This is a genomic window from Haloplanus aerogenes (assembly GCF_003856835.1).
GTDB classification, from domain to species: Archaea; Halobacteriota; Halobacteria; order Halobacteriales; family Haloferacaceae; genus Haloplanus; species Haloplanus aerogenes.
Genome location: NZ_CP034145.1, coordinates 2,789,649 through 2,815,302, shown reverse-complemented (window position 1 = coordinate 2,815,302; position 25,654 = coordinate 2,789,649). Strand labels below are relative to the sequence as shown.

Below are 25,654 nucleotides of genomic sequence, written 5' to 3'. Positions count from 1 at the left end.
ACCGCCGTGTCCCGCTACCGCAATCTCGCGCTCTTTCTCACTCTCGCGGCCATCTGGGGCTCGGCGTTCATGGCGATCAAGGCCGGCCTCGACTACTTCCCGCCGGTCCTGTTCGCGGCGATCCGCTACGACGTGGCCGGCGTCCTCATGCTCGCGTACGCCGCGTGGGTCGTCGAAGATCCGATCCCGCGTGGCCGCGGCCAGTGGGCGCTCGTCGCCGTCGGGTCGACGCTCCTGATCGCCGGCTACCACGTCTTTCTCTTTATTGGCGAATCCGACCCGGCCGTCACCAGCGCGGCCGCCGCCGTCATCGTCAGTCTCAGCCCCGTCCTGACGACTGGTTTCGCCCGCGCGTTCCTCCCCGACGAACGCCTGACCGCTGTCGGCATCGTCGGCCTCGGCTTCGGGTTGCTGGGGGTGATCGTTCTCGCCCGGCCCGAACCGGGTGCGCTCCTGACGGGCGGTGTCGTCGCGAAACTCCTCGTGTTCGGTGCCGCGACTTCGTTCGCGCTCGGCTCCGTCCTGACTCGGCGGATCGAGGCCCAGTTACCGATCGAGACGCTGGAAGCGTGGTCGATGCTCGGCGGTGCGCTCCTCATGCACGCCGTCTCGCTCGGCCTCGGTGAGTCGCTCGCAGGCGTGACCGTCACCGTCGAGGGAATGCTCGCGCTCGCGTACCTTTCGCTGGCCGCCAGCGCCCTCGGCTTCCTCATCTACTTCGACCTGCTGGATCGACTGGGGGCCGTCGAGATCAACCTCGTCTCCTACGTCGCTCCGATATTCGCGGCGCTTTCCGGGTGGCTCTTCCTCGACGAAGGGCTCTCGGTCGCCACCGCGGCCGGCTTCGCGTTGATCTTCTTCGGATTCCTGCTGGTCAAGCGGCGAGCGATACGGGGTGAACTGCCACGACTCCGCCGCGCACTCGTCGGCGAGGATTAAATCGTCACGTCGCGGGTGGTGAAGGCGCCTTCGTCCGTCTCCGGGTCGTAGCCTTCGATAGCCGTGAGTACCATGTCGAGGACGGTGTCGGCGTCCCACCGGGCGGTGTTGATCGAGAGGTCGTAGAAGGACTGGTCATCCACGTCGATGCCGTAGTAACTCTCGTAGCGGCCGGCCTCGCTCACCTCGCGGACGCGGAGGAGCGGCCCGATTTCGTCCTCCTCGTCGAGGTGTTTGAGGTCGATCTCCTCCGAGGCACGTTCGTCGGGTCGCTCGATCTCGTAGCTCACTTCGTAGTCGCTGAGCCGTTCGATGCGGACCTCCTCCGGTGCGTCGAGCCAGATGCGCAGGTCGGCACGGTTACCCGCGAGCCACCCGGCGAGCCGCGATTCGAGGATGAACGCCTTGTTCGCCGCCCCCCACTGCTCGGCGATCCGGCGGAGCCGCTGATCGAGCGCCCGGTCGATGGTGTCGTCCTCTTCGGCCTTGGCGATGAGCTGCTGCAGCGACATATCGCGCTCCTCGGCGAGATCGCGGAAGATTTCGCCGCCGATGACGTACCCGCAGTTCAGTGCATCCGCGAGTCCCTCGGTGAGCGTCGTCGCACCACATCCCGGTGGTCCGGAGACGGTAATGAACAGATTGCTGTCGACTTGCCGCTCTGTGGTGGCGCTCGCATTCGACATGAACGTTCGTCGTGTCCTACGCGTCACCGGCGTTAAGAGAACACCGGTTCGAAGTCGCTAATGACCCCCTAAATCGCTCGCACTGTATTCTCTCGTTCTATCCAGAATAAAAGAATGAGAGAACGCAATGAAAGGTTACGACCGATTAGAAGTGTTCGTGAAGGACTGCGTACCACACGCGACGCGCGTGAAATACCCCGAAACGACGGGAACGCTCGGCGGGGTATATGGTCTCGGGGAGACACCTATCAGTCGAGGTGTCCCCGATGTCGAACTCGTCCCCCACCGCTCCGATCGACCGCTTGCCCCGCCCAGAGGAACTCACCGACTCCCGGCTCGTCCGCCTGAGTCTCGCTGTCGTCGTCGCCCCCCTTCGATTCTTGGCGTTCTGGGCCGCCGTGGCCTTGCCGTTCCTCTACCTGCCCCTCCTCGTCGGCGGCCTCCAGGGCCAGCAGACCACGGTGTTCGCCAGCCTCCTCCTCGCGAACGTCGTCGCCCTCGTCGTCGGCCACGAGTACCGGCGGTGAGTCGGCACCCCAGCCGCCGGCGCAAAAGCTAATCAATTATGTGACTGGGGCACGAGCGGTGTCGTATGCTCGGCCTCAAGCAGCGTGGCCTGATCGGTATCGTCCTGATGATCGTGGGAACCGCGGCGTTCCTCCCGACCGTGTTCCCCGGGACGACACGAACCGTCGACCTGGTCGCCGTCGCCGCGGCAGCGCTCCTGACTCTCGGCACCTACCTCGTCGGCACCGACGTCGACGGCCGGCCGGTCTGAGTCCTTACTCCCGCCGCCCCCAGATCATCTTTGCTGGGAGGCGCACCCGCACGTCCTCGCGAAGCGTCACCTGACAGGAGAGCCGCGGATACCCCCAGCGATCCGCGAGGGCGTCGTGCCAGTGGTCCGGAGCCGGACTCTCGTCGAGCCGGACGCCACAGGTGCCACACAGCCCCCGCCCGCCGCAGTTCGCCCGCGCGGTGAGACGGGTGTGCGGCGAGTGACCAGCGTCGCGGAGCACGTCCCGGAGTCTCGACCCTACGGGTGCGGTCAACAGGTGATCGCCGTCGCCGTCGTCAATGCGGACGTAGACCACGTCGCAGCGGTCGGGCTCGCTCATCCCTCACCGTACTGCGTCTCGGGGTCGACCATCGGCGCCGGATAGTCGAGCGCCGCCCGTTCGTCGTCGGGGAGAGTCCACGGTTCGTGGGCCCGGTCCGGCGGCAGGCGGTCGAGTTCGGATACCCACCGACGGACGTACTCGGCGTCCGGATCGTACCGATGCGCCTGCCACAGTACGTCGAACGAGCGGTTCCGAGAGTCGTTGCCCACGCCAGCGACGTACGCCCAGTTACCGTAGTTCGACGCCGGATCGTAATCGAGCAGCCGCGTCTCGAAGTAGGCCGCACCCCACCGCCAGTCGACGCGGAGGTCGTTCGCCAGAAACGAGGCGGCGTTCTGCCGGCCGCGGTTCGACAGGTAGCCCGTCGCCGCCAGTTCGCGCATGTTTGCGTCGACGAACGGAATCCCCGTCTCGCCGCGTGTCCAGCGGTCGAACGCCGCGTCGTCCTCGCGCCACGCGATGTCGCGACGGCGGATGCCGCCCGGCGTGAAGAACGTCCCGCCGTGCTTGGCGAACTGGAACTGGAAGAAATCGCGCCACAGGAGTTCGAATCGGAGCCAGTACGTCGAGTCGTTGGCGACGCGTTCGTCCTCGTACGCGTCCACCGCAGCGCTCACCCGCCGCGGCGACAGACATCCCTCGTTCAGCCACGGCGAGAACTTCGAGGAGTAGTCCCGCCCGAGCAACCCGTTCCGGGTCTCCTTGTACTCCCGGAGGGAGTCGGTCGCCCAGAGATACTCGTCGAGGCGGGCCAGCCCCTCCGTCTCGCCACCTTCGAACGCCAGCACGGCGCGGTCGTCTATCGGATCGGCCTCGACGCCGAGGTCGGTGGCGTCGGGAATCACGCCCGCGTCGACGGCGGCCGCCGGTCGATCCGGCAGCGTCGGCACCGACGCCGGCGTGCGAACCCTCGCCCCCGACTCCACCGCCTTCCGGAACGGCGTGTACGTGTCGTCGATGGTCGACACGTCGTTCGGGAGGTCGTCCGGGTGGTACAGCGTGTGGCTCCAGTGGCGGACGAGATCGGCGTCGACGACCCGCTCCACCGCCCGCTCGACCGCTCGCTCCTCTGGCGTCGGGCGCGTGTGGACGTGGACGGCGTCGGCATCGACGCGGTCCGCGAGGGTCGACAGGACCGTTTCGGGGTCGCCGACGCGGACGACGAGGTCGCTCCCCCGGTCGCGCAGGCGCGAGCGAAGGTCCGCGATGGCGTCGATCCGGAACTGCGTTCGCCGACCCCCGGTCTTCTCGTAGGTGAACGAGTCGGTGCCGCCGAAGTCGGCGGTGCCGTAGTGATCCTCGTCGAAGACGTAGACTGGGAGGAGGCGGTCGGCGTCGGCGGCCGCGACCAGCGCCGGATTGTCGTGGAGGCGGAGATCACGGCGGAGCCACAGGAGCGTCGTGGTGACCATCGCGAGGGGTAATGGTTGGACTCACATGAACGCACCCTCGCTATCGCTCCTCCCAGAACCGCGCCCCCAGTGTGAACGCCCCGAGGACGACCACGAGCAACTGGAAGCCCGAGCGGACGACGGGGAAGATGCGCTCGACGTTTTCCGGTTCCGCTCCCGGCGACGGATCGACTCCCGTCCAGTAGTGGGTGTTCTGGGTCGTCCGCTCGGGATCGGCCGAGAGGTCGACGAACGTCTGGACGACGCCCCGCTGATTGGATAGCAGGAGTTCGCCGTCGACGGTCAGGAAGCGGTCGTAGAGCGGGTAGAAGGCGTTGACGCCGTTGGTCATCAGGTCGGGGAGGATGCCACCGAGGAGGAGCGCCGCGAGCGCGACCCACGCCACACGGACGCCGCGTGGCCCCCAGCGCGCGTGGAGGCGCGAGGCCGTGCGAACTCGGGTGTCGTACGTGAGAACCGCGCCGGCGACGGCGGGCAGGACGAGCGTGTGCAACAGGGCTCGGTGGGCGCCCTGCAGGTAGAGGCCGGCGAAGGTGTCGATATCCGGTATCGCCGTCGCGGCGAGGACGACGGCCACCGAGCGGCGGTCGAACTCGTCGCCCAGGAGTGCGGCGGCGACGACGGCGCCGACGGCGAGGTGGACGACCGTCGAGGGCATGGGTGACCGTCGGCCCGTGACTGGCTTGAGGTTGTCGCCCGTTAGCGCGAAACAGTCACCGAGCCGAGCGAGGCAAAGCGCACCTCGACGGTGTCGCCCGGGTCGAAGGGGATCAGTTCGGTGAGCGATCCGGTCGAGATCAGATCGCCGGGGCTCAGCCGTTCGTCACGGTCGGCGAGCGCGTCGGCCAGCCACGACACCACCCGCGCGGGCGAGCCGAGTACGTCGGCGCCGACGCCCGTCGCGACGCGCTCGCCGTTCCGGCGCACGACGACGCCTTCGAGCGACAGGTCGCGGTCGGCGGGGTCGCCGATCCGGTCGCCGTGGACCACGCCTGCGGCGAGGGCGTTGTCGGCGACGGCGCTCCCAGCGGTCAGCTCCCACCCCTCGATCCGCGAGTCGACCACTTCGATCACGGGGACGACGGCATCCGCCGCGGCGAGTACGTCAGCAGGTGTCACCGGCGGGTCGAGCGGTTCGCCCAGACGGAGCGCGAGCTCCGGTTCGAGTTTCGGGTCGATCAGGGCGGCGGCGTCGAGCCGTCCTTCCGACCGGACGGTGTCGGCGAGGACGCGGCCGTAGGCGGGCGCGTCGACGCCCAACTCGTCCTGAATCGCGGGTGAGGTGAACCCCACTTTGTAGCCGACGGGGTCGGCCGTGCGGCGGTCGAGCAGTGCTCGCTGAATCGCGTAGCCGTCCGCGACGGTGAGGTCGGGGAGGGTCGACGGGTCGAGTGCCGTGCCGTCACGCGCGGCGTCGGCCAGTCGCGCCCCGAGTCGGTCGGCCGTCGCGTCGTCGATGGTCCGGGTCATGGGCTCTCTCTGGGCGCGGGTCGCCTAAAGGCCACCTCTCCCTCGTCCGTCCCCCGAGTCGGTAGCCTTTTGCGCTCACCGCTCGCCTCATTCGGTATGGTGTGGTCACAGGGCCGGTGGGGTGGCCAATGAGCGACGATCCCCGCGACGACCTCGCCAGGCGCATCGCTGGCGAAATAACGCTCAGCTCCAACCCCGGCGCGACCCTCCGGAAGTGGCGGACCGACTTCGATATCTCACAGACCGAACTCGCCGAGCGGCTGGACGTCTCCTCCTCGGTCATCTCGGACTACGAGAGCGGTCGGCGTGAGAGCCCCGGGATCGGTGTCGTCAGCCGGATCGTCCGGGCGTTGCTCGACATCGACGAGTCCCGTGGCGGCGGTCGTATCCGCCAGTACGCGCGCGTCATCTCCGCGGGCTTCGAGAGCGACATCGTCCACGACCTCCGTGAGTATCCCACGTCGATCCCGCTGGAACGGTTCTACGAGGCCATGGACGCGACCGAGGTGGTCCCCGGTGATCGGGATCACGTCAGCGGCCACACGGTCATCAACAGCATCGAGGCGATCAAACGCCTCCCGAGCGAGGAGTTCTATCGCCTCTACGGCCAGAGCACGAACCGCGCGCTCGTCTTCACCGACGTGACCCGCGGGGAGTCGCCGCTGGTCGCGCTCCGGGTGGTGAATCCGACACCCAACGCCGTCGTCCTCCACGGTCTCGAACCCGAGGACCTGTGGGAACACGCGACAGCGCTGGCGAAAATCGACGGCTTCGCGCTCGCCGTGTCGACCTGTGATCTGGACGAGGCGCTCGCGAAACTGCGGGAACTCCCCTAGTCGACGTATTCGTACTTGCGTTCGTTCATCCGGCCCCAGCCGGTGAAGACGAACTCGCCGCTCGGGACGGTGAACTCCTCTAACTCCCGCTCTTTCTCGTGGTTGTGGGCGTCGTGGACGCGGCCGTACTCCTCGAAGCTCAGGTCGTAGCGCCGTGAGAGTTGCTCGTCGATGTCGAACGCGTCGACCTCGTCGCGCCAGCCGTCGGCGACCGTTTCGGAGTGGATTTCGGCTTGCGCGCCGGAGCCGTAGGAGCCGACGAGCAGTTTCTCGCCCGAGAGCGCCCGCCCCGTCTCGGCGGCGGTCTTGAGCGCGCTCGCCCGCGCGACGTGGACGGAGCCGGTGTACCAGTTGCCGACCCGCCGGGAGAGGGTGAGCGTCGGGTCGATGGCCCGCGCGTACCAGTCGTTGTACGTCTCCGTCTCTTTCAGCGCGTCCATGTACTCCCGGATCGCGTCCTCGTACGCGTCCCAGTCTTCGTACTCCTCCTCGCGGGGCTGGCGGCCGAGTTCGTCCGCGAGTCCGTCCTCGATTTCCGTATCGCGGGTCATGTGCCGGAACCCGAGGAGGGCGGCCTTCCGCACCATCCCCGGGAACGGGGTGTGGAACGGGAAGTAGGCGTAGTCGTCGGGGTGGATGCGGCCGGCGACGCTCTCGAAGTCCGTCAGCGCCTCGCGCATCCGCGCGAGATACACCTGCACCGAGCGCTTGCCGTCGACGCTCGGGAACTGCTGGTTGGGTTTGAGGAAGTCCGTCTCGTCGGCGCTGCCGTAGCCCTGCTCGGTCGACAGTTCGACCACGCTCGGGTCCTCCGAGATGAGCATGGCGACGGCGCCCGCACCCTGTGTGGCCTCGCCGGGGTCACCGCGGGCGTAGAGCGCGGTGTCGGTGGCGATCACCAGCGCCGCGCGGCCGCGATTGCGCCCCGCCTTGATCCAGTTGTACGCGTCGTCGATGCTCTGGGTCCCGGCGACGCAGGCGAACTTCCGCTCGCCCTTGTTCGCGTGGTGGAAGTCGCCGTCGTACACCTCTTCCAGACACCCGGCGATGTAGGTGGAGACGGGTTTGGAGTTGTCGAAGGCGCTCTCGGTCGCCACGTCGATGCGACCGATGTCGTCGGGTGCTAGACCCTTGCGGTCCATCAACCGCTTGGCGGCGTTCGCCCCCATCGTGACGATGTCTTCGTACGTGTCGGGGAACGACGAAACCTCGAGTCCGAGGCCCTTCGTGTACTTCTCCGGGGACTCGTCCTTGGCCGGTGCGAACGTCTCGGCCAAGTTGAGTTTGAGCTTCCCCGTCCAGATTTCGATTGCGTCGATGCCGACGGCGGTCATACCCCCGTGTTCTTCGAGCCAGCATATGGGTTTGTCGATGCTAGCTACGTCGAACGTCGAAGGGCATCTCGTCGCTCCGTGGCTCACTCCACTCGTCTCGCGGGCGTTTCTCCCCCGCTCGGTTCGAAGCCTCGGTCGCTTCACGTGGGCTCGTTCCCTGCGCCCTCACTCGCTCCTTGCGCCCTCGCTCACAGTCCTCCCTGCCCGCCCCGGAACCCGACGGAGAGATCAACGTCGCTCGGTAGGAGCGTGCCCGCGGCGTGCTTCCGAAGGACGACACCGGTCAGCCCACACCCGATGGAGAGGCCGAACGCGACCATCGTGGCCATGACCCGGGTGGCGGTCGGGCCGGCCCAGAGCATCCAGCCGACGAGGCCGACACCCCACAGGGCCGCGAGCGCGCTGACGGCGAGGAGAAGCGCGCCGGCGAGGGCGGCGAGTCGGGAGACGACGCTCATCTCTCGCGGTTTCGGCTGCCGGCCGTGAGTAGTTTGTGCCCTCACGGCGTCACCGTTCGGTCGAGCAGTACGGTTCCTGTGTGGGTGTCGGCAAGCAGGACACGTACCCTAGCGTCGCCCGAGAGCGACAGGCCGACGCGAATCCAGCGTTCCCCGGGGTCGAACGTCGCGTCGCCGTCGCCGTCGACGCTTCCACTTTCCCACGTAATTCCCGGCTGTTCGGTCCCGTTCACCCGCACCACCACGTTCAGCGCGTCTTCCGGGACGGCCTCGCCGCCCGCGTGGGTCAGTTCGATCCGGTCGTCGGTCACGGAGAGCGTCATCTGGGCACGCGTCTCCTCGTCCGGCGTCGTCACGTCTTGGAGGAGATACGTTCCGGTGACCGTCACGATGATGACGACTAGCGCCACCGCCAGCACCTCGCTGACGACTTCCGACTGGCCGCGGTCGGAATCAGGGCGGATCGCCATTGGCATCCCCGTCGGCCCGGTCGATTCGCATCTTCTCCTCGACCACGACGCCGTCGGCGTCGGTGACGAGAATCGTCACCTTGTACTCGGCGTTGACGCCGTAGGTCGACCCCTGCCACGTCCGCCCCGACTGCGTCGTATTCTCGACGGTCTTTCCACCGTTGCCGTCGCGGCTGATTACGCCGAGGTACACGTTCCGGAAGTTCCCCCGGGTGTCGACGTCGTACTGGAAGCGGTATCTCACGTTGTTGTTGGTTCTGTCCTCGATAGACCACGAGGCGAGCGACGGGCTGCCGGATTCGCTCAAATCCTCGTTGTCGCTGGGGTTCCGCGCGTCCGCCTCGTCGATGACCGTTCGGATCCGCTCGACGGTCGTTCCCCCGTTCCCGTCCTCGTAGTACGCGCGGAGCGTGATGTAGTAGTCGGTGTTCCCACCGTAGGTCGTCTGGAACTCCACGCTCCCCCGCTCCGACTGCCCGATCTCCGTGCCGCTACCGCCGCTGTCGGACATGAACTTCACTTCGACGCGGTCGAACTGGCCGTTCGCGTTCGAGGCGTCGTAGGAGACGATGTAATGTGGCGCCCCGGTGTCGGTGTTAGTCAGATCGTCGACTCTAACCCGGAGGTTCGGCGTCGTGTCGTTACTGTCGTCGCTGTCGCTCGTTGTCCGCTCGGTCACATTGAAGCTCACCTCGGACTCGGGGCCGCTCAACCGCTCGACGGCGAGCGTGACGGTCCCCTCACCGCCGGTGTAGGTGACCTGTGCCCGACCGTCCGCTCTGACGGTCGTCCGGTTCTGCGCGACCAGATCCCGCCCCTCGGTGACGTTCACGGTCACGTCGGTCGGATACGTCGTCGGATCGACGGGGTTGTTGTAGCGGTCGCGCACCTCGACGACGAGCGGCGTCCCCGCCGCCAGCGACGTGTTCCGCTCGGTCACGTTGGTCACGTACGCCGGCTGTGGCGTCTCGCCACCCATCCCGACCCCCACCAGCGCCGTTCGGAGCCGGTAGGTGCGTCCGGCTTCGAGCGTGATGCGAACGGCGTCGGTCCCCGCCACGTCCGTCACGCCCGTCACGTACCGGTCGTTGTTCGGATCGCCGGCCGGATCGAGTTCGTCGCGGAGGAGTGACTCCCACGCGTCTTCCGAGAGCGTCGTCGGGACGGTGATCTCGATCCCGCTCCCGTTGTCACGGACCGTCGTGGACTGGTGGACGGTACTCAGCGACCGGGGCTGGACGTCCATGGCTCGCACTTGCGACCGCGAGAGGTTGCCCGCGACGGCGACGAGCCGAATCTCGTTGCCGCGAACGATCGATTGCTCGCTGATGGCGACGGCCCGCCCCGAGTCGAAGCCGTTGACGAGGACGCCGCTCTGATACGTCGTCGCCGGGGCGTTCTGGTAGACGCTGTAGGACGGCCGGTAGCTGACGTGGTTGGTTCCGTATTCCTGGCTCCCGTTCAGGTAGTCGCGCGTCTCCTCGTTGGTGGCGCGGACGTTGTGCACGCCCATCCCCCCGGCGTCGGCCGTCCCTATCGTCCCCGACGCCGGCGGCGGATTCACGAACAGGGCGCGCTCGGGATACGTGGTGCCGAGTTTGATGGTGACCGCGCGGAACTGCTCGCCGTCGGCGGCTTCGAGGAGTTCGCCCCGGAGGGTGAGCAGGTCCTGCTGGACCTCGACGTTGTGGTTGAACTCGACCTGTTCGTTCTGCTGGGGGACGATCGTCGCCTGATAGGTGGCGAGGAGGAGAACGAGTATCCCGAAAAGGAGGATCGCTCCGACCTGGACGGTGACGGCACGACGGTCGCCCCGGAAGCTCATCGCCCGGTGTTTCCGGGGGACACGCAAAAGGGTGCCGGCCCAATTATCACTCGTCGTCTTCTTCGACCACTTCGGGGTCGCTCATCGCGCTCTGGAGGCTGTCCAGTCCGTTGACCCACTCCGACACCAGCCCGTACTCCAGATCCTCGACCAGCGCGATGTCGAGTTCGTCGCCGTCGATGATGCGCGTCCCGGCCTGCACGAGGTAGCCGAGTGCGGCGTCGAGATCCTCGTTGGCCTCGGCGTCGGCCGCGGCGTGGACGTACTCCTCGATGGTGCCGTCCTCGGCCGGGCCGGCGGCGATGTACTCCTCGGCGGCGTAGAAGACACAGACGAGGCTGGTCTGGACGCCGTCGACGAGCATCCGCTTTTCCTCGTCCTCCAGTTCCACGTCGTCGAGGACGATGTCGCGCACGTCGGTCAACTCGTCGATGGCTTCCTCCTCGTCGAGGCGGCCGTCCTCGTACGCGTTGACGATCTTCGCGACGGCGATGGCGGCGTCGTCCTGCAGGTTGAGCAGGAGGCGCGCCGAATCCTCGTTCTCGGGGTCGAGATCCTCCTCGGCTACGCGGCCGATCCAGTTTTGCCAGCGGTCTTCCGTGTAGAACGTGTCCTCCACGTCGGTCATACCTCGTTCGAACGCTTGTGGACTCAAAGACCTTTCCTATGTACCCCGTCACCCCGTCAGCGTCGCCTCGGTATCGATTCCGTACACCTGCGCGGGCGTCTCGACGTGTGCCCGCCGGACGGCATCGTCGTACCCCTCGTCCAGCAACATGCGGACGCGCCGGGGAACGGTCTTCGGCCCCATCACCGCCCCCGGCCGGTCCGGGTCGTCGACGAAGTCCGTCTCCATGAGGAAGGGGTCGCCGCGCTCGGCCGCCTCGCGGAGCCACTCTTTGCGACACATCACACTGGGTGTCGGCCCGGCGAGCGTCGGCCCCGCGTAGTGTTTGACGACGCGGTGGGAGGAGAGCCCACGTTCCTCGGCCCACCCGGCGATATCGGTGAGGTCCTCGCTGGCCTCGGTGTGCAGTTGGACCGCGCAGTCGGCGTCGGCGCCGAGCGCCAACCCGTGACGGAGGACCGTGTTCGAGGCGTCCCACACCGCGTCGGGGGTGTCGTAGTGGGGACGGCCGGTCTTGAGCGCGAGCGCGCGTCCCTCGCGGACGTACTCGGCGGCCACGTCGAGGCCGGCCTGCATCAGGTCGCGGGCCTCGTCGGGCGCGAACCCACGGTCGTCCACGAGCCGCGAGATCAGGCCGGGATGGACGCCGAGGACGGGCCACGCTCGACCGGGAAGCAGGTCGTCGGCGTCCGTGACGACGTCGAGCGTCCGGTCGAAGACGGCCCGGAAGTCCTCGCCAGTCTCGGCCTCGACGCCGAGATGCCACGACGGTTTGTTGACGACCAGCAGGTGCGTCCCGCCGAGGCGACGGAAGTCACGCACGGCCTCCAGCCCCCGGCCGGCGTCCGGGTCGAGGTGGAGGTGATCGTCGAGGACTGGCGTGTCGAGATCGGGGTCGGTCACGGGTGTGGATCGGAGCGCGGACGTTAAAAATCAGGCGTCGTCGAGCGTGACGCTCTCCGCCGCGGCGTTGCGCAGCGCATCGGACCGGCCGTGTTCGCCGGGGGCGATGGCGAGCGTCCGGAGGCCGCAGGCGTTGGCCGCCTCGATGGCGGGTTTGAAGTCGGTGTCGCGGGAGGCGATAGCGATCACGTCCGCGCGACCCTCGACGGCGAAGCGGGTGAGGTCGACCGCGAGTTTCACGTCCACGTCGCCGCTGGTGACGATCACCTCGAATCCGCGGGCTTCGGCGGCCTGAATGAGTTCGGGCGTGGCGTGTTCGTCGACGTAGAGGCGGGTTGCGGCCGGCACCCCGACCGCCGCCGCGGCCTCACGCACGTCGTCGAGGTCTACGTCGAACTCGCTCCGAAGGACGTTCGGCCCGTCGACGAACAGCGCGACCCGTGGCTCCCCGTCCGCCTCGCCGTCGTCCCCCCGTCCGAACAGGTCCATAGCCGCCCTACCCCGCTCGTGGGGATATACGTCCCGGTTCTCGCTCCCGACGGCGCCGTGTCGCCCGTCCCTCTTTTCGTTCGTGATAATTTGGGAGTCGACGTTATTAGCCGACGTAACGATGATCGGGTATGGAATCTGCCGTCCCCGTCTCTCTGGAGGAGACGCCGTTCGATCCGGCCGAGTTCTCCTGGCTCTGGTTCGTCTCCGCGGCCACATACGGCGTCGGCGACATCGTGACCACCCTCGCGCTCGTCGGATACGACGACGCGGTGGCTGAGGGCAACGTCTTGCTCCGAATGGCCATCGAGGCGTTCGGGCTGTCGGGACTGGTCGGGCTGAAACTGCTCGCCTTCTTCGTCTGTCTGGCGATCAGCCTCCACGGCGCCCGCGACGCCGACTCCGCGCTCTACTACGGGCCGCCGGCGATGCTCGCTATCGTCGGGGCGTTCACCACCGCGTACAACCTCCGGCTGTTGATCGGCTAGAGCGTGTTGCGGACGAACTCCGTGACGATCAGGTCCTCTGCGGAGCGGAGGCGATACTGGACCGTCGACCGCGGCAGCCCGAGTTGCTCGCCCAGTTCCGCCACCGTCACTTCGCGCGGGCGGGCGTAGTAGCCTTCCTCGACGGCGTGGCTCAGAATATCCCACTGCTCGTGTGAGAGCTGAAAGGCCGTGCGGGTGTCGGCGTTCCAGTTCCCCGACTGGCGGAGATGCGAGAGTTCCAGCGAGAGGCCCTGCCGGAGGATGCGGTCGATGGTGTCGAACAGTTCGCCGACCGGTTCGTTGCCGGGGTAGAGAATCTTCCAGCGGTACTCTCCCTGCGTCCGTCTGGATTCGAAGACGACGCCGTCACCGACGTGATCCAGCACGAAGTAGGGCAGCGAGTGACAGCGGTGGACCTCGCGCCGGTACGTGTAGATGGTCCGAGATTCCGGCGTCCGGTCGAGGACGTGGTACTCCCGACTGGAGTCACAGGTCGGCCGGTCGAGACACTCGTTGCAACGATCCTCGTCGAGAAACACCTCCGCGAACGCCTCAACGGCCGCCTCGGAGCCGCGGACGTGGTCGATCCGCCACATCGCCGTCTCGTTCGAGTAACAGGCCGACGACCGACACGAGAGGCTCGGATTCTCGTGGAACACGTCCATCAGCTTGTCGGCGCCCGGCTCGTAGCGGATCGCGAACTCGATTTCCTTCATGCGTGGCGTCGCTCTGTCGGCAGTTATGGTTAGCATATACTAAGCAATTTTGACCACAGTTGCTACGGTTCCGTATTCTGAATTTGGCCAATGCTAAACCGACTGGCGCGCTGCGGGCGTTACTCGAATGCCACGCCGAACACGACTCACCGGCCGGAAGGCGGGTGAGACGCCGGTCGGCGCACCCGGATCGTGATGCCGTCGGGGTCTACCACCTCGAATCCCTCCTCGCGGGCCGTCACCGTATCGATGCGCGAGCGGATCGCGTCCGCGTCGTTGGTGACGAGTTCCACCCACGCCAGTCCTCTGCCGTCGGGCGGCGTCGACCGATCGTTCCAGACGTTCGCGCCGACGTGGTGGTGGTAGTCGCCGAACGCGAGAAAGAGCGCTCCGGACATCGACGCCCGGACGTTCAGGCCGAGATCGTCGGCGTAGAACGACCGCGCCGCGTCGAGATCCGACACCTCGAGGTGGACGTGGCCGACGGTCGTGCCGGACGGTGCCCGGTCGTCACCCGCCGCGGCGTCGCGGAGCGGATCGAGCGCCAGCGGCAGGGTGTCCATCTCGACCCGGCCGTCGTCGGTCGTGGGCCACTCCGTCTGCGGTCGGTCGCAGTACACCTCGATGCCGTTGTCCTCCGGGTCGCGCAGGTAGAGCGCCTCGCTGACGTGGTGATCCGAGGCCCCGTCGAGGCGCCACGCCGCTTCGATCCGGGCGAGGGCGTCGCCGAGGGCGGCGCGCGACGGGACTCGAAACGCGGTGTGGAAGAGGCCGGTCTCGTCCGGACCGCGGGCCGGGCGGTCCGATCTCTGGAGGATCAGCAGCGGTTCGTCGACCCCGAGGACGGCCCGGTCGCCGTCACGGGAGAGCGTCTCCAACCCGATCACGTCCTCGTAGAAAGCGACCGTCCGGTCGAGATCGGTCACTCGCAGGGCAACGCGGCCGACGTGTCCGGTCATGAGTGCGTGTACGCGAGGGGATCACTTCGCTCTGCCGGGGGTTGGTCACTCCGACGGCAGGTCGGACGGCTGGTCGATATCCCGGCGGACGCCGGGGTCGGCCGTCTCGACCAGCGCGGCGTCGGGCGCCGTCAGGGGGAGTTCCCGCCCGCCCGTATCCCCGCGCACGTCGCGGAGGGCGTCGAACCACTGCCGTCCGAAACAGACCGGGTTGCCGCGTCGGCCGTCGAACGCGGCCGCGAGTGGGTCTCCAGCGCCCGCGTGGAAGGCGCGAGCGAGCAGGGTGACGGTTTCGGGTCGTACGAACGGCATGTCGCCGAGGCCGACGACCGCGGCGTCCACGTCGTCCGGGAGGGCACCGATGCCGATCCGGACCGACGACGCCTGCCCGTCGGCGTAGTCGGGGTTGTGGACGACGCGGACCGCCTCGGGGAGCGCGGCTCGAACCCGGTTCGCCTCGTGACCGACCACGATGACGACGGGGTCGACCACCGCGTCGAGGTACATCCGGACGCTTCGGGTGACGATCCGTTCGTCGTCGGCACGGGCGAGCAGTTTGTTGGCGTCACCGTCGCCGGCTTCCGCGGCGCTCATGCTCACCGATCCCGAGAGCGACGCCGTCGCGATTGGTCGCCGGCGCACCGATGCACGTCCGTCGATGATGCCTACTGGTCGGGGACGAACACCTTCACCTCGCCGTCGCGGGTCAGGCCGATTTCGATCTCCCTGTCGAGGCGATTCCGCGTCGTGTACGGTTCGAGTTGCCCGAACAGGTGGGCGTAGAGTTCCGGTCGGCAGTAGGCGATCTTCACGCCGTCCTCGTCGCCCCGGTCGTAGATGGTGTCGACTAGGTCGTCGAACGTCGTGCCGGTGTCGGCGGTCAGGCGGACGGGCGAGCGGATCGTCCGGATCAACTGCAGCGTTCGCCGGGCCTGCTCGACGTTTTGCTCCGCCGCGCGCTCGATGGCACTCACGTTCGACCCCGTACTCCCCAGTCGCTCGGCGACTTCACGCTGGGTGAGCCCCTGCTCCCGGAGTTCGAGCACCTCCACCTGTCGGTCGGTCAGCGTCGTCGATTCGGCCGAGACCATGCGACTAAAACAAAATCATTTGAGATAAACTTTTTTCTCAACCATTAGTACACGACTCTATGGACGAGAACCCCACCCACTCCCGTCGCGCGTTCTTGCGGAGGGTCGGCGCGCTGGGGGCGGTGGGACTGGGGGGCTGTGTCGGGCGGGGCGCGCGGGCGGGCACTGCCGGCGACGGTGGCGGCCGGACCCTGACGGTCGCGATTCTCGCCGCCGGGAGCCTTCAGCACGCCCTGGAGTCGGGGCTCACTCCCGCCGTCGACGTGCCCATCCGGGTCGAAGCCCACGGCTCGGCGACCGTCGCGCGCATGGTCGCCGCGGGGAAACGTGATCCCGACATCCTTACCGTCGCCGACACCGCGCTCTTCGAGAACCCGCTCTCGCCGCCGTGGTACGCGACCTTCACGAGCAACGCGGTCGTCCTCGCGTACAACCCGGACACCGAGGGCGGTCGGCGTGTCGCCGACGCGGGTACGGAACAGTGGTACGAACCGCTGACCGACGGTGCCGTCCGACTCGGCCGTACCGACCCCGATCAGGATCCGCTGGGGTATCGGACGCTCTTCTCCCTCGAACTCGCCGCTCGCTACTACGACGACGCGCCGGCGCTCCACGAGACGATTCCGGCCCGTCGGCAGATTTACCCCGAGACGGCGTTGCTCAGCAAGTTCGAGACCGGTGCTATCGACGCCGCCTTCGCCTACCGAAACATGGCCGTCGAACGCGGCTACGACTACGTCGACCTCCCCGACCGGATCGACCTCAGCAACCCCGACCACGCCGACCGGTATTCGACCGTCTCCTACACGCTGCCGAGCGGACAGGAGATCCGTGGCGACCTCATCAGTTACGGTTCGACGATCCGGAAGCCGAGCGACGCCGCGCGGTCGGTCTTCGTCGTCCACACGACCGGCGACTATCTGGACGACTCGGGCTTCCTGCGCCGTGAGGGGTTCCCGCGCTACCGGGGCGAGGTGCCGCCCGAGGTGCGGCGAGCGACGACTGCCGACGCCAGATCACTCCGTGAACCGGTGTCGGACGTGACGATCCTCCGGTGACGATGTCGGCCCAATCGATGCGCCGACGGCTCTCGCTCCGTCTCGACTGGCTCACCGTCACGCTCGCCCTCGGCGGCCTGCTGTTGTGCTACTATCTCGCGCCGCTGGCGTCGCTGTTCCTCTCGGCGCCACCGGGTGCGGTCGCCGCCAGTCTGACCGAGCCGACAGTCGTGAACGCGGTGACTACGTCCGTGCTCTCCGCGACGCTCAGCACCCTCGTCGGCACCGTCTTCGGCCTGCCGCTCGCGTATTGGCTGGCCCGCGCCGACACGCGGTGGACGGATGCGGTCCTCGCGGCCGTGGTGCTTCCCCTCGTGTTGCCGCCGACGGTGGGTGGGGTCGTCCTCCTCACAGTGGTCGGACCGAACACGCTCCTCGGTGACGCGGCGGCCGCGGCGGGCCTCCCGCTCACGCGGTCGCTCGCGGGCGTGGTGCTCGCCCAGACGTTCGTCGCGTCGCCGTTCGTCGTCGTGACGGCGAAGGCGGCGTTCGAGGGCGTCGACCGGTCGCTCGAACACGCCTCGCGCGTCCTCGGGATGGACCGACTGACGACCGTCCGGCGCGTCACGCTCCCGCTGGCCGGGCCGGGCATCCTCGCGGGCGTGACGCTCGCGTTCGCTCGCGCGATGGGCGAGTTCGGCGCGACGATGATGCTCGCGTACTACCCCCGGACGATGCCCGTCCAGATCTGGGTGTCGTTCGTCTCGCTCGGCCTCGACGCCGCGTATCCGGTCGCCATCGTCCTCGTCGCCGTCTCGGTGCTGGCGCTGGCCATCCTCCACACCGTCGCGTCGAACCCGTGGCAGTAACCACACGCTCGGCCGTTCGTGCCCGCGCTATGCCGACGCAGTGCTGAATTTCTGTATCCTGATCCGATTCAGTTGAATCTCGTCCACGCGGACGTAGTCGTCGTCGAGCAGGTCCCTCAGTCGCTCCCGCTCGTGGTCTTTTACGTGTGACGTGATCAACCAGACGGTGTCGTGACCCCGTGTGTTCGACCGGAGGGCCGTCGCCGACACGTCCTCCTCGACCGGCACCACCGCCAGCTTCCCTTCGTAGTAGTACTCGAACGGCGTCTGCACGTACGTCGCGCTGATCACGATCAGATCCCCCTCGTCGGCGTTCGACTCGATCGCGTGTGCCGCTTCCCGCCACTGCTCTTTCTGGTCGTCGGCGTACAGGATCGGGAGTGGCTGGACGAGCGTCAGCACGATCAGTCCGGCCGCGACCAGTCGCACGTTGCGCCGCGGAATCGTCTCGATCCCCTTCGCCACGAGGAGATACAGGCCCGCCGACGCGGGAATCGTATACCGGATAAGATATATCGGGGTGAGCAGGACCGACAGCACGATCGGCACGACGATCGGCACGAGAAACCACAGCAGTGCGTTGAGCGTGGCGTACCCGCTCTCGGTGTCGGGCGATGGCCACTCGCCTGCTCGCAACTGCCGGAGAAGCGGCGTCAGCGACAGCAGCGTCAGTCCCCCCAGAACGGCCAGTATCAGGAGGTTGATCGGGATGCTCCGGCGGACGCTGCCCGTCGTCCCGAAGTAGACGACTGGCGCGGCGACGATACTCCTGAGGGTGGGCATCGACACCCACACGTCCCCCTGCTCGGCGACGATTCTAACCAGCAACACGACCACGTAGGGGGAGAGCAGGAGGCCGATCAGCGACTGATGTTTGATCCACGCCACGACTTCCTCCCCGACGAGCCCCTCGGTTGCGGGGACGTATCTGAGCAGGACGTAGAGCGACTGCGCGAGAATGACGAAGAATCCGAACACGTGCGTGTAGCCGAGCAAGACCGAGAACACCACGTATCCGACCGTGTCGGCTGCGGTTCCGTCGCCATCCACCCGGAGGAAGTAGTAGTAGGACAGCAGCGAGAGGAGCAACAGCAAACTGTATGCTCGCGCTTCCTGTGCGTACCAGAGCTGGAAGGGTGAGAGCGCGAGTATCCCGGCGCTCAGTAGCCCGACGCGCTCGCCGAACAGCCGCTTTCCGATGAGGTACAGCAGGGGAATCGAGAGGATTCCGAAGACGGCGGACAGCAGTCGGACGCTGGCTTCCGAAACGCCGAACAGCTCCGTCCACGCGTCGAGCAACAGGTAGTACAGCGGTGGGCTGTTGTCCGTCCACGGGATTCTGACGACGAGTTCGCGGACGCTCATCGTCGTGACGTAGCTGACCGACGCGGCTTCGTCGAGCCACAGACTCTCGGTCCCGATCCGGAAGACTCGCAACGCCGCACCGAGCGAGATGAGGGAACCGACGACGGTCGCCTCTCTGCGGTCGATATCCATCTAGAACTGCTTGAAAGCGTACTTCACGAGTGTGAGCGCACCCTGGTCCCACGCGACGCGGTGGTCCTTGCCCGTCTGCTCCTGTGTCGGCTCGTAATTTTCGAGGTACCAGTGGTAGGTGTCGATCAGGGCCTCCTCGTTCGAGTATTCGGGGTCCCAGCCGAGTCCACGGAGTTTCTCGACGGAGACGTAGGAGTCCTCGTGGGCCGTCTCGTACACCCACGGGTAGAGGGGCGAGAGATCGAGTTCGTTCAGGACTCGAAGCGCGAGGACGGTCAGCGGCGCGGGGGTCCCGACGACGCGTTTCCCCGTTCCCGCTTCGTCGAGCAACGCCTGGAAGTCCTCTTTCATCGTCTCGTACTCCGTCGCACCGACGTTGAACGTGTCGTTCACCTCACCTTCGTCGCGGCTGAACAGGAGTTCGATCGCCCGCACCAGATCCTTGACGTGGAGGAGTTGGTACCGGTTGTTCCCCCAGCCGACGAGGGGAACGTTCGCACCGTCTTCCACCCAGTCGAAGAGCACCTGAAAGACGCCGAGGCGCTGTGGGCCGATGAACGTCTTTGGCCTGACGATGGGGACGCACATTCCCATTCGACGGAAGTCCCTGCAGACGTTTTCGGCCTCGATCTTCGCCTCGCCGTACGGCCCGACGCCGTCCAGCGGCGACTCCTCGGTGATCGGATGCGTGTCGTGGGTTCCGTAGACCGCGGTCGAGGAGACGTAGACGACGCGGTCGATGTCGAGTTCCTTCGCGGCCCACAGGACGGAGCGCGTCCCGCCGATCGTCACATCGCGAATCTTGGCGTCGTCCCAGAGGGGCAGGGCTGCCGCCGTGTGGACGACCACGTCGGCGTTCGCCCGTTCGAACGCTTCGACGACGGCGTCTTCGTCGCGAACGTCCGCTTCGACGAAGTCGATACCTGCCGTGTCGTCCGCCGCGTCGAACGGTTTCAGATCCAGCGCCGTCACGTCATATCCCCGCTCTGCGAAGTGCTGACACGTGTGCAGGCCGAGGAACCCCGTTCCGCCCGTCACTACCACCGAGTCGTAGTGAGATACCGGAGACGTCTCTTGATCCGACTCACTCATTGTGTCGGACTGACTAACGCAGTGTCTTTATTGTTCCTCTCTCCATCTCCCGCTGTCACCGCTAGTCGAGACTGATCTACGATGTACTCTCGAAACCACGCACTCCTCGCCGCCGTCCTCGGCATCCCCGTCGCCGCCGCTGCCCCCGCCCAGCACTCTCGGATCCTCCTGTGGGTGTACTTCGTCGCCCTCGGCGTCGGAATCGACTTCGATCACTTCGTAATCGCTCGCCTGAACCGTGGCGACTGGACCAGCCTCCGGCGGTGTCTCCGCGACCCGTCACGGATCTTCGCCGATCAGGCGTCGATATTCGACCACGGCGATGTCTGGCGCGATCAGCGGCTTCTGAGTCACCTCCTCCTCGGCGGCGCACTCGTTGCCTTCCTCTACCCCGTGAGCCGCTACTGGGCGATCTGTACGCTCGCGTCGGTGTACACGCACGTCCTTGCGGATCTATACTCCGATGGCCGAACCCGTGACCAGTATCTCGCCGGAGCGGATTAACCTGACGCCGTGACCGAATATTTATATATCCGCTGTCGGAAATCCGAACAACCGAATGACGGAACTTTCCGCGACCAATCCAGTCGCCACGGTCACTGGATTGTGCCGGGCACTCCGTCCGTGGCAGTGGTACAAACAGGGCGTGATGGTTCTGGGAATCGTCTTCTCGAAGAACCTCTTGAATCTCGGCGCGTGGATCGAACTCCTCGTCGGCGTGGCGGCGTTCACCGCGATAGCCGGCGCGGCCTACATCTTCAACGACGTTAGCGACCTGGAGGAGGATCGAAACCACCCGGAGAAACGACACCGCCCCATCGCCAGCGGACAGGTATCCGTCCCGATTGCCGTCGCTTTCGGCGGCTCACTCGTCGTCGCGGGTCTCGTCGCTGCCTACAGTCTTGGCCCCCTGTTTCTCGCCGTCTTGGGCGTCTATCTCGCCCAGAATGCGCTCTACTCGCTCTATCTCAAACACGTCGTCTTCGTCGATATTCTCGTCGTCGCCATCGGGTTCGTGCTCCGCGCAGTCGCCGGTGTCGTCGCCATCGGCGTGTTCTTGAGTCCGTGGTTGATCGTCAGCACCTTCCTCCTCGCGCTGGTGCTCGCCCTCGGCAAGCGCCGGAGCGAACTGGAACTCGCCACCGATCCCCGTGACACTCGGGTGGTGCTCGACGCGTATTCGGAGGGAAACCTCGATCAACTCCTCGTGATGACGATGGCAACGCTGTTAATGGCGTACTCGCTGTACTCCTTCTCACGAACCAGTCATACGATGATGCTGACGCTCCCGTTCGCCTTCTTCGGCGCCTTTCGGTACCACCACCTCGTCTACACGACCGACATCGCCGGCCGACCCGAGTATCTGCTGACCGACCGCCCGTCGATCCTGAATCTCTTTTTGTGGGGACTCACCGCCGCCGGTGTGCTGTACAACGTCCCGGCTCTCGTCGTGCAGGTGATTCGATGAGCCGCTTCGATTTGCAAGTCCACACCGACGCGTCGCCGTGTTCGCGCGCGACGCCTTCCGGGATCGTCGACGCCGCGGTCGCCGCCGGTCTGGACGGTATCGCCATCACCGATCACGACACGCTCGACGGCTACGCCGCGGTGGCGAGGCTCGCACCCGACTCCCTCACCGTCGTTCCGGGGGTCGAGGTGACGACTTCGCAGGGGCACCTGCTCGCCCTCGGTGTCGACGAGGTGCCGCCGAAAGCGGATCCACTCACGGTCGTCGATCACGTTCACGAGCAGGGTGGCGTGGCCGTCCTCTCACACCCCTTCGACAGGCTCCGTGAATACTACGCCGAGGATCTCGATCGGATTGCCGCCGCGGTCGACGGTGTCGAAGTGACGAACTCGCGGTGCGTCTTTTCGCGCTACAACCGGGCGGCCCGCTCGTTCGCAGCCGAACACGACCTCGCGATCACAGGCGGCAGCGACGCCCACTTCCCGATGGAGATCGGGCGCGCCTACACGGAGTGTGGGGGGCCCGTTCTCGACGCGATTCTCGCAGGCACGACCGAGACTGGCGGCCGTGGAGGGTACCTGTCGGGGCACGTCGCCACGAAACTCAACGACGCCCTCGCTCTCCTGCAGCGATGAGCGGCGTTCTCCCCCGTGTGCGACGCGCGGTTCGAACACACGGTCTCTGGGTCACAGCGCTGTTGACCGTCGTCGTGTTCTTCGGTCTCTTCCTCTTTGGGGACGCCGATGCGGTGGTCGATGCGCTCACGCTCCTCGAGTGGTGGCGAATCGGCGCCGTGTTCGGACTCGTCGCCGTCAGTTACGGCGTCCGATTTTTGAAGTGGGAGTTCTACCTGCACGAACTCGGCATCGACGTGCCCCTCAGATCGAGTCTGTTGGTGTTCGTGAGCGGCCTCATGATGGTCGTCACCCCGGGCAAGGCCGGCGAAGTCTGGAAGGCGTGGTTCCTCCGGGACCTCCACGATGTCGCCGTGAATCGAACGGCGTCGGTCGTCGGCGCGGAGCGTGTCACCGACCTGCTCGCGCTGATGGCGTTCGCCGGCCTCGGTCTCGTCGTCTATCAGCAGTCGTCGACGACGCTGGTAGTCGTCGCGGCACTGTTTTTCGGCGGGCTGATGCTCATCCAGTGGCGCACCCTCTGTCTGCGACTGCTCGACGGCCTCGAGACGATTCCGGTGATCGGCGGATACGCCGACGACGTACGGGAGTTCTACGACAATACGTACACGCTCTTCCGGCTCCGACCGCTCGTCGTCTCGATGGGCATCAGCGTCGTCGCGTGGGGGCTCGAAGGGGTCGCGCTGTGGATCGTCCTGAACGGGTTCGTCGTCGATTCTTCGCTCCTCCTCGCGCTGTTCGTGTTCGGCCTCGGCTCCGTGGTCGGCGCTGCGAGCCTGCTTCCCGGCGGCCTGGCCGCCGCCGAAGCGACGATGGTCGGGTTGCTCGTCGTCCTCGGCTACTCGCGGACGGTCGCCGTCAGTTCCACGCTCGTCATCCGCGTCGGCACGCTCTGGTTCGGTGCCCTTCTTGGAACGGCGGTGTTCGTCCTCTACCGGTTCCTCCGCAATCGACGCAACTCCACGCCTGTCGACGGTTAGAATCGGAGTCGGTCCCGGAGGTATTCGTAGAGCGGCCGTGCGACGAGGAGGACGGAGACGAGCGCGGCGAGGAGGAGCAGACGGAGGTCGATCTGTTCGATCCCTGCCGCCGAGAAGGTGCGAAGGGAGCGACCGAGAAGCACGTAAAACAGCGCCCACGGCAGTTCACCGACGAGTGTGCCGAGCGCGAAGCTCCGGAGCGGCACGCCGGCGATGCCGGCCCCGTACGACACCGCGTCGGCAGGGGCAGGCGAGAGGCGTGCGGCGACCATTCCCCGGAGTTCGCCGGTCGTCTCGACCAGCGCCGAACCGTGGGTTGCGAGTCGACCGAATTCGTGGCCGAAGTGCGTCGCGACGAGGAACGGCGGGAGGCAGGTGAGCAGCGTCCCTCCAAGCACCAGCGGGACGCCGACGGGAAAGCCGAACACGTAGCCGATGAACACGGAGAACACGCTGAGCGGCCACAGCAGCAGTGGGCGCACGAGATACAAGACACCGAGGCCGAACACGACGACCCACCGATTCTCGCCCCGAATGTAGGCGAGCAGGTCGGCCACCGAATACTGCCACCCGAGTACGGCGAGCGCACCGAGACCGAGACACAGGGACAGCAGTCGAAGTCGTCGGGTGGATACCATCCAGACGGGCACGTACGAGCAGGGCTGGACTTTCGCTTTTCGGTTGGGACGCGCACCCTCGATTCTGTATTGCAGTATACGGTTTATCCAATAACTATCCGTTCAGCGACGGACAAAACCATTAGGTCACGAGGCGTCGAGATACGGATATGGGCCTACGGAAGCCACCCTTACACGCGATCCACGCCGACCGGGATGCCTCGTTCACCGAGTTCGGCGGCTGGGAGATGCCGGTCGAGTTCGACTCGATCCGGACCGAACACGCGGCCGTTCGGGAGTCGGCCGGCCTCTTCGACGTCTCGCATATGGGCGAGATTCGGGTATCAGGCCCCGACGCGGCGGAGTTGATGGGGCGACTGACCACCAACGACGTGGCCGAACTCGATCCGGGCGATACCCAGTACGCGTGTATCACCGACGACGAGGGGATCATCCTCGATGACACGGTGGTGTTTCGGCTCGCCGATGCCGACGGTGTCCCGCAGTACCTGTTCATCCCGAACGCGGGGCACGACACCGAAATGTACACGCGCTGGATCGAGTATCGCGACGAGTGGGATCTCGACGCGACGGTCCACAACGCCACGGAGGAGTGGGCCATGCTGGCGCTGCAGGGTCCCGATGCGCCCGATCTCGCCGCGGCGGCGACCGATGGCGCGAGTCGCGATATCGCCCGCTTCGACGCGGCGTTCCTCGACGTGGCCGGCGTGCGGTGTTTCACGTCGCGGACGGGGTACACCGGCGAGGACGGCTTCGAGTTCCTCGTCCCGTGGGACGAGGCCGAGACGGTGTGGTCGGCGTTCGACTGCCAGCCCTGTGGCCTCGGCGCTCGCGACACCTTGCGGCTGGAGATGGGCTTTCTCCTCTCCGGGCAGGACTTCGATCCCGAGGACGAACCCCGTACCCCCTACGAGGCGGGCGTCGGGTGGACGGTCGACCTCGACACGGAGTTCGTGGGGCGTGACGCCCTCGAACGCGTCGAGAGCGAGGGCGTCGACGAGCGGTTCAGGGGTGTCGTCCTCCAGCAACGGGGCGTGCCCCGCCACGGCTACGAGGTGGTCGACGCCGACGGCGAGCATCTCGGCCATCTCACGAGCGGGACGATGAGTCCCACGCTCGGCGAACCCATCGGTCTCGGCTACCTCTCGACCGAACAGGCACCTCCGGGCACCCGCGTTCGGGTGCTGGTCCGGGGCGAACCGAAACAGGCGAACGTAGTAACTCCCCCCTTCATCGACAAATGAGCTTCGACGTACCCACGGATCGACGGTATCTGGAATCGCACGAATGGACGACCACCGACGGCGACAGCGTTCGGATCGGCATCACCGACTTCGCACAGGACGAGTTGGGCGACGTGGTGTTCGTCGAACTCCCGGCCGAGGGCGACGACGTGACGAAAGAGGGCGAGTTCGGCGTCGTCGAAAGCATCAAGGCCGTCTCCGACCTCGTTTCGCCCGTCTCGGGGACCGTCCTCGCCGTCAACGAGGATCTGTTCGACGCACCCGAACTGGTCAACGAGGACCCCTACGGCGAGGGCTGGATGATCGAAATCGAACCGAGTTCGGAGAGCGAGTTCGACGACCTGCTCTCGGCCGACGAGTACCGCGAGCAGATCGAGTGACGGCTGTCGGCTGTTCGTCGATATAGCA

32 protein-coding genes are annotated in these 25,654 nt (G+C 66.6%); 13 read left to right on the top strand and 19 right to left on the bottom strand.

Annotated elements, in window-relative coordinates:
• Window positions 1–6 precede the first annotated feature (6 nt).
• On the top strand, window positions 7–939 hold the full coding sequence (locus DU502_RS14420; RefSeq protein ID WP_121920150.1) for a DMT family transporter: 933 nt from the start codon (window positions 7–9) through the stop codon (window positions 937–939).
• On the opposite strand, the gene cmk is transcribed toward DU502_RS14420, so the two are convergent.
• Window positions 936–1,625, bottom strand: a complete 690-nt coding sequence (cmk, locus tag DU502_RS14415; RefSeq protein ID WP_121920151.1) for a (d)CMP kinase — start codon at window positions 1,623–1,625, stop codon at window positions 936–938. The two genes, DU502_RS14420 and cmk, sit on opposite strands and share 4 nt — an antisense overlap.
• Window positions 1,626–1,891: 266 nt before the next feature.
• Between cmk and DU502_RS14410 the strand changes: the two genes are divergently transcribed.
• Together DU502_RS14410 and DU502_RS14405 are read left to right on the top strand one after the other, a co-directional pair.
• Window positions 1,892–2,152 (top strand): hypothetical protein, encoded by a 261-nt coding sequence (locus DU502_RS14410; protein ID WP_121920587.1) that lies wholly within the window; start codon window positions 1,892–1,894, stop codon window positions 2,150–2,152.
• A gap of 65 nt (window positions 2,153–2,217) precedes the next feature.
• The gene (locus DU502_RS14405; RefSeq protein WP_121920152.1) at window positions 2,218–2,403 is read left to right on the top strand and encodes a hypothetical protein; all 186 of its coding nucleotides are present in this window, start codon (window positions 2,218–2,220) and stop codon (window positions 2,401–2,403) included.
• A gap of 4 nt (window positions 2,404–2,407) precedes the next feature.
• On the opposite strand, the gene DU502_RS14400 is transcribed toward DU502_RS14405, so the two are convergent.
• The 4 genes from DU502_RS14400 to DU502_RS14385 are packed head-to-tail and all read right to left on the bottom strand — an operon-like array spanning window position 2,408 to window position 5,628.
• Window positions 2,408–2,743, bottom strand: a complete 336-nt coding sequence (locus DU502_RS14400; RefSeq protein ID WP_121920153.1) for a 2Fe-2S iron-sulfur cluster-binding protein — start codon at window positions 2,741–2,743, stop codon at window positions 2,408–2,410.
• Window positions 2,740–4,158 carry a DASH family cryptochrome gene (locus DU502_RS14395; RefSeq protein WP_121920154.1) on the bottom strand — a complete coding sequence of 473 codons (1,419 nt, stop codon included), beginning with the start codon at window positions 4,156–4,158 and terminating at the stop codon, window positions 2,740–2,742. The genes DU502_RS14400 and DU502_RS14395 overlap by 4 nt, the downstream gene beginning before the upstream one ends.
• A gap of 40 nt (window positions 4,159–4,198) precedes the next feature.
• A complete protein-coding gene (locus DU502_RS14390) occupies window positions 4,199–4,816 on the bottom strand; it encodes a metal-dependent hydrolase (RefSeq protein WP_121920155.1) in 618 nt (205 codons plus the stop codon).
• A gap of 41 nt (window positions 4,817–4,857) precedes the next feature.
• Entirely contained in the window at window positions 4,858–5,628 is a 771-nt protein-coding gene (locus DU502_RS14385; RefSeq protein ID WP_121920156.1) for a 2-keto-4-pentenoate hydratase, read from the bottom strand.
• Window positions 5,629–5,756: 128 nt separating this feature from the next.
• Here DU502_RS14385 and DU502_RS14380 point away from each other — a divergent pair, with 128 nt between their 5' ends.
• The gene (locus DU502_RS14380; protein ID WP_121920157.1) at window positions 5,757–6,464 is read left to right on the top strand and encodes a helix-turn-helix domain-containing protein; all 708 of its coding nucleotides are present in this window, start codon (window positions 5,757–5,759) and stop codon (window positions 6,462–6,464) included.
• Here the strand turns inward: DU502_RS14380 and hmgB are convergent.
• The 7 genes from hmgB to DU502_RS14345 form a co-directional block, all read right to left on the bottom strand.
• Window positions 6,461–7,798 (bottom strand): hydroxymethylglutaryl-CoA synthase, encoded by a 1,338-nt coding sequence (gene hmgB / locus DU502_RS14375; protein WP_121920158.1) that lies wholly within the window; start codon window positions 7,796–7,798, stop codon window positions 6,461–6,463. The two genes, DU502_RS14380 and hmgB, sit on opposite strands and share 4 nt — an antisense overlap.
• A gap of 188 nt (window positions 7,799–7,986) precedes the next feature.
• On the bottom strand, window positions 7,987–8,256 hold the full coding sequence (locus DU502_RS14370; protein ID WP_121920159.1) for a hypothetical protein: 270 nt from the start codon (window positions 8,254–8,256) through the stop codon (window positions 7,987–7,989).
• Between the two features lie 41 nt (window positions 8,257–8,297).
• Entirely contained in the window at window positions 8,298–8,726 is a 429-nt protein-coding gene (locus DU502_RS14365; RefSeq protein ID WP_158601154.1) for a type IV pilin N-terminal domain-containing protein, read from the bottom strand.
• The gene (locus DU502_RS14360) at window positions 8,710–10,551 is read right to left on the bottom strand and encodes a BamA/TamA family outer membrane protein (protein WP_121920161.1); all 1,842 of its coding nucleotides are present in this window, start codon (window positions 10,549–10,551) and stop codon (window positions 8,710–8,712) included. The genes DU502_RS14365 and DU502_RS14360 overlap by 17 nt, the downstream gene beginning before the upstream one ends.
• Before the next feature lie 46 nt (window positions 10,552–10,597).
• The gene (locus DU502_RS14355; protein ID WP_121920162.1) at window positions 10,598–11,179 is read right to left on the bottom strand and encodes a DUF2150 family protein; all 582 of its coding nucleotides are present in this window, start codon (window positions 11,177–11,179) and stop codon (window positions 10,598–10,600) included.
• 48 nt (window positions 11,180–11,227) lie between these two features.
• The gene (locus DU502_RS14350) at window positions 11,228–12,082 is read right to left on the bottom strand and encodes a TatD family hydrolase (RefSeq protein WP_121920163.1); all 855 of its coding nucleotides are present in this window, start codon (window positions 12,080–12,082) and stop codon (window positions 11,228–11,230) included.
• A 30-nt stretch (window positions 12,083–12,112) separates the two neighbouring features.
• Window positions 12,113–12,571, bottom strand: a complete 459-nt coding sequence (locus tag DU502_RS14345) for an NYN domain-containing protein (protein ID WP_121920164.1) — start codon at window positions 12,569–12,571, stop codon at window positions 12,113–12,115.
• Window positions 12,572–12,702: 131 nt separating this feature from the next.
• Here DU502_RS14345 and DU502_RS14340 point away from each other — a divergent pair, with 131 nt between their 5' ends.
• Window positions 12,703–13,059, top strand: a complete 357-nt coding sequence (locus DU502_RS14340) for a hypothetical protein (RefSeq protein WP_121920165.1) — start codon at window positions 12,703–12,705, stop codon at window positions 13,057–13,059.
• Here the strand turns inward: DU502_RS14340 and DU502_RS14335 are convergent.
• The 4 genes from DU502_RS14335 to DU502_RS14320 all read right to left on the bottom strand — a co-directional run bounded on the left by DU502_RS14335 (window position 13,056) and on the right by DU502_RS14320 (window position 15,825).
• Entirely contained in the window at window positions 13,056–13,775 is a 720-nt protein-coding gene (locus DU502_RS14335) for a helix-turn-helix domain-containing protein (protein ID WP_121920166.1), read from the bottom strand. The genes DU502_RS14340 and DU502_RS14335 overlap by 4 nt on opposite strands.
• Before the next feature lie 146 nt (window positions 13,776–13,921).
• Window positions 13,922–14,734 (bottom strand): VOC family protein, encoded by an 813-nt coding sequence (locus DU502_RS14330; protein ID WP_121920167.1) that lies wholly within the window; start codon window positions 14,732–14,734, stop codon window positions 13,922–13,924.
• 45 nt (window positions 14,735–14,779) lie between these two features.
• On the bottom strand, window positions 14,780–15,376 hold the full coding sequence (locus DU502_RS14325) for a nucleotidyltransferase family protein (protein ID WP_199722701.1): 597 nt from the start codon (window positions 15,374–15,376) through the stop codon (window positions 14,780–14,782).
• A 23-nt stretch (window positions 15,377–15,399) separates the two neighbouring features.
• On the bottom strand, window positions 15,400–15,825 hold the full coding sequence (locus tag DU502_RS14320; RefSeq protein ID WP_121920169.1) for a Tfx family DNA-binding protein: 426 nt from the start codon (window positions 15,823–15,825) through the stop codon (window positions 15,400–15,402).
• 59 nt (window positions 15,826–15,884) lie between these two features.
• Between DU502_RS14320 and DU502_RS14315 the strand changes: the two genes are divergently transcribed.
• Both DU502_RS14315 and DU502_RS14310 read left to right on the top strand, forming a co-directional pair.
• On the top strand, window positions 15,885–16,883 hold the full coding sequence (locus DU502_RS14315) for an extracellular solute-binding protein (protein ID WP_121920170.1): 999 nt from the start codon (window positions 15,885–15,887) through the stop codon (window positions 16,881–16,883).
• 2 nt (window positions 16,884–16,885) lie between these two features.
• Window positions 16,886–17,692, top strand: coding sequence for an ABC transporter permease (locus DU502_RS14310; protein WP_121920171.1), 807 nt, complete (start codon window positions 16,886–16,888; stop codon window positions 17,690–17,692).
• 27 nt (window positions 17,693–17,719) lie between these two features.
• On the opposite strand, the gene DU502_RS14305 is transcribed toward DU502_RS14310, so the two are convergent.
• Window positions 17,720–19,189: a glycosyltransferase family 39 protein gene (locus DU502_RS14305; RefSeq protein WP_121920172.1), complete on the bottom strand. Its 1,470-nt coding sequence runs from the start codon at window positions 19,187–19,189 to the stop codon at window positions 17,720–17,722.
• Window positions 19,190–20,281 carry an NAD-dependent epimerase/dehydratase family protein gene (locus DU502_RS14300; RefSeq protein WP_121920173.1) on the bottom strand — a complete coding sequence of 364 codons (1,092 nt, stop codon included), beginning with the start codon at window positions 20,279–20,281 and terminating at the stop codon, window positions 19,190–19,192. It lies immediately after the preceding gene.
• An 81-nt stretch (window positions 20,282–20,362) separates the two neighbouring features.
• Between DU502_RS14300 and DU502_RS14295 the strand changes: the two genes are divergently transcribed.
• From DU502_RS14295 to DU502_RS14280, 4 genes are read left to right on the top strand one after another with little or no spacing between them, the layout of a single operon-like run.
• Window positions 20,363–20,785 (top strand): hypothetical protein, encoded by a 423-nt coding sequence (locus DU502_RS14295; protein ID WP_121920174.1) that lies wholly within the window; start codon window positions 20,363–20,365, stop codon window positions 20,783–20,785.
• Between the two features lie 55 nt (window positions 20,786–20,840).
• On the top strand, window positions 20,841–21,749 hold the full coding sequence (locus tag DU502_RS14290; protein ID WP_199722703.1) for a UbiA prenyltransferase family protein: 909 nt from the start codon (window positions 20,841–20,843) through the stop codon (window positions 21,747–21,749).
• Entirely contained in the window at window positions 21,746–22,384 is a 639-nt protein-coding gene (locus tag DU502_RS14285) for a PHP domain-containing protein (protein WP_121920175.1), read from the top strand. Before DU502_RS14290 ends, DU502_RS14285 begins: the two co-directional genes overlap by 4 nt.
• Window positions 22,381–23,364: a lysylphosphatidylglycerol synthase transmembrane domain-containing protein gene (locus DU502_RS14280; RefSeq protein ID WP_121920176.1), complete on the top strand. Its 984-nt coding sequence runs from the start codon at window positions 22,381–22,383 to the stop codon at window positions 23,362–23,364. The genes DU502_RS14285 and DU502_RS14280 overlap by 4 nt, the downstream gene beginning before the upstream one ends.
• On the opposite strand, the gene DU502_RS14275 is transcribed toward DU502_RS14280, so the two are convergent.
• Window positions 23,361–24,002, bottom strand: coding sequence for a TVP38/TMEM64 family protein (locus DU502_RS14275; protein ID WP_124897089.1), 642 nt, complete (start codon window positions 24,000–24,002; stop codon window positions 23,361–23,363). The genes DU502_RS14280 and DU502_RS14275 overlap by 4 nt on opposite strands.
• A 149-nt stretch (window positions 24,003–24,151) precedes the next feature.
• Between DU502_RS14275 and gcvT the strand changes: the two genes are divergently transcribed.
• Both gcvT and gcvH read left to right on the top strand, forming a co-directional pair.
• Complete coding sequence (gcvT, locus tag DU502_RS14270; RefSeq protein WP_121920178.1) at window positions 24,152–25,246, top strand: glycine cleavage system aminomethyltransferase GcvT; 1,095 nt, start codon at window positions 24,152–24,154, stop codon at window positions 25,244–25,246.
• Window positions 25,243–25,626 carry a glycine cleavage system protein GcvH gene (gcvH, locus tag DU502_RS14265; RefSeq protein ID WP_121920179.1) on the top strand — a complete coding sequence of 128 codons (384 nt, stop codon included), beginning with the start codon at window positions 25,243–25,245 and terminating at the stop codon, window positions 25,624–25,626. The genes gcvT and gcvH overlap by 4 nt, the downstream gene beginning before the upstream one ends.
• The last annotated feature ends 28 nt before the right edge of the window (window positions 25,627–25,654 follow it).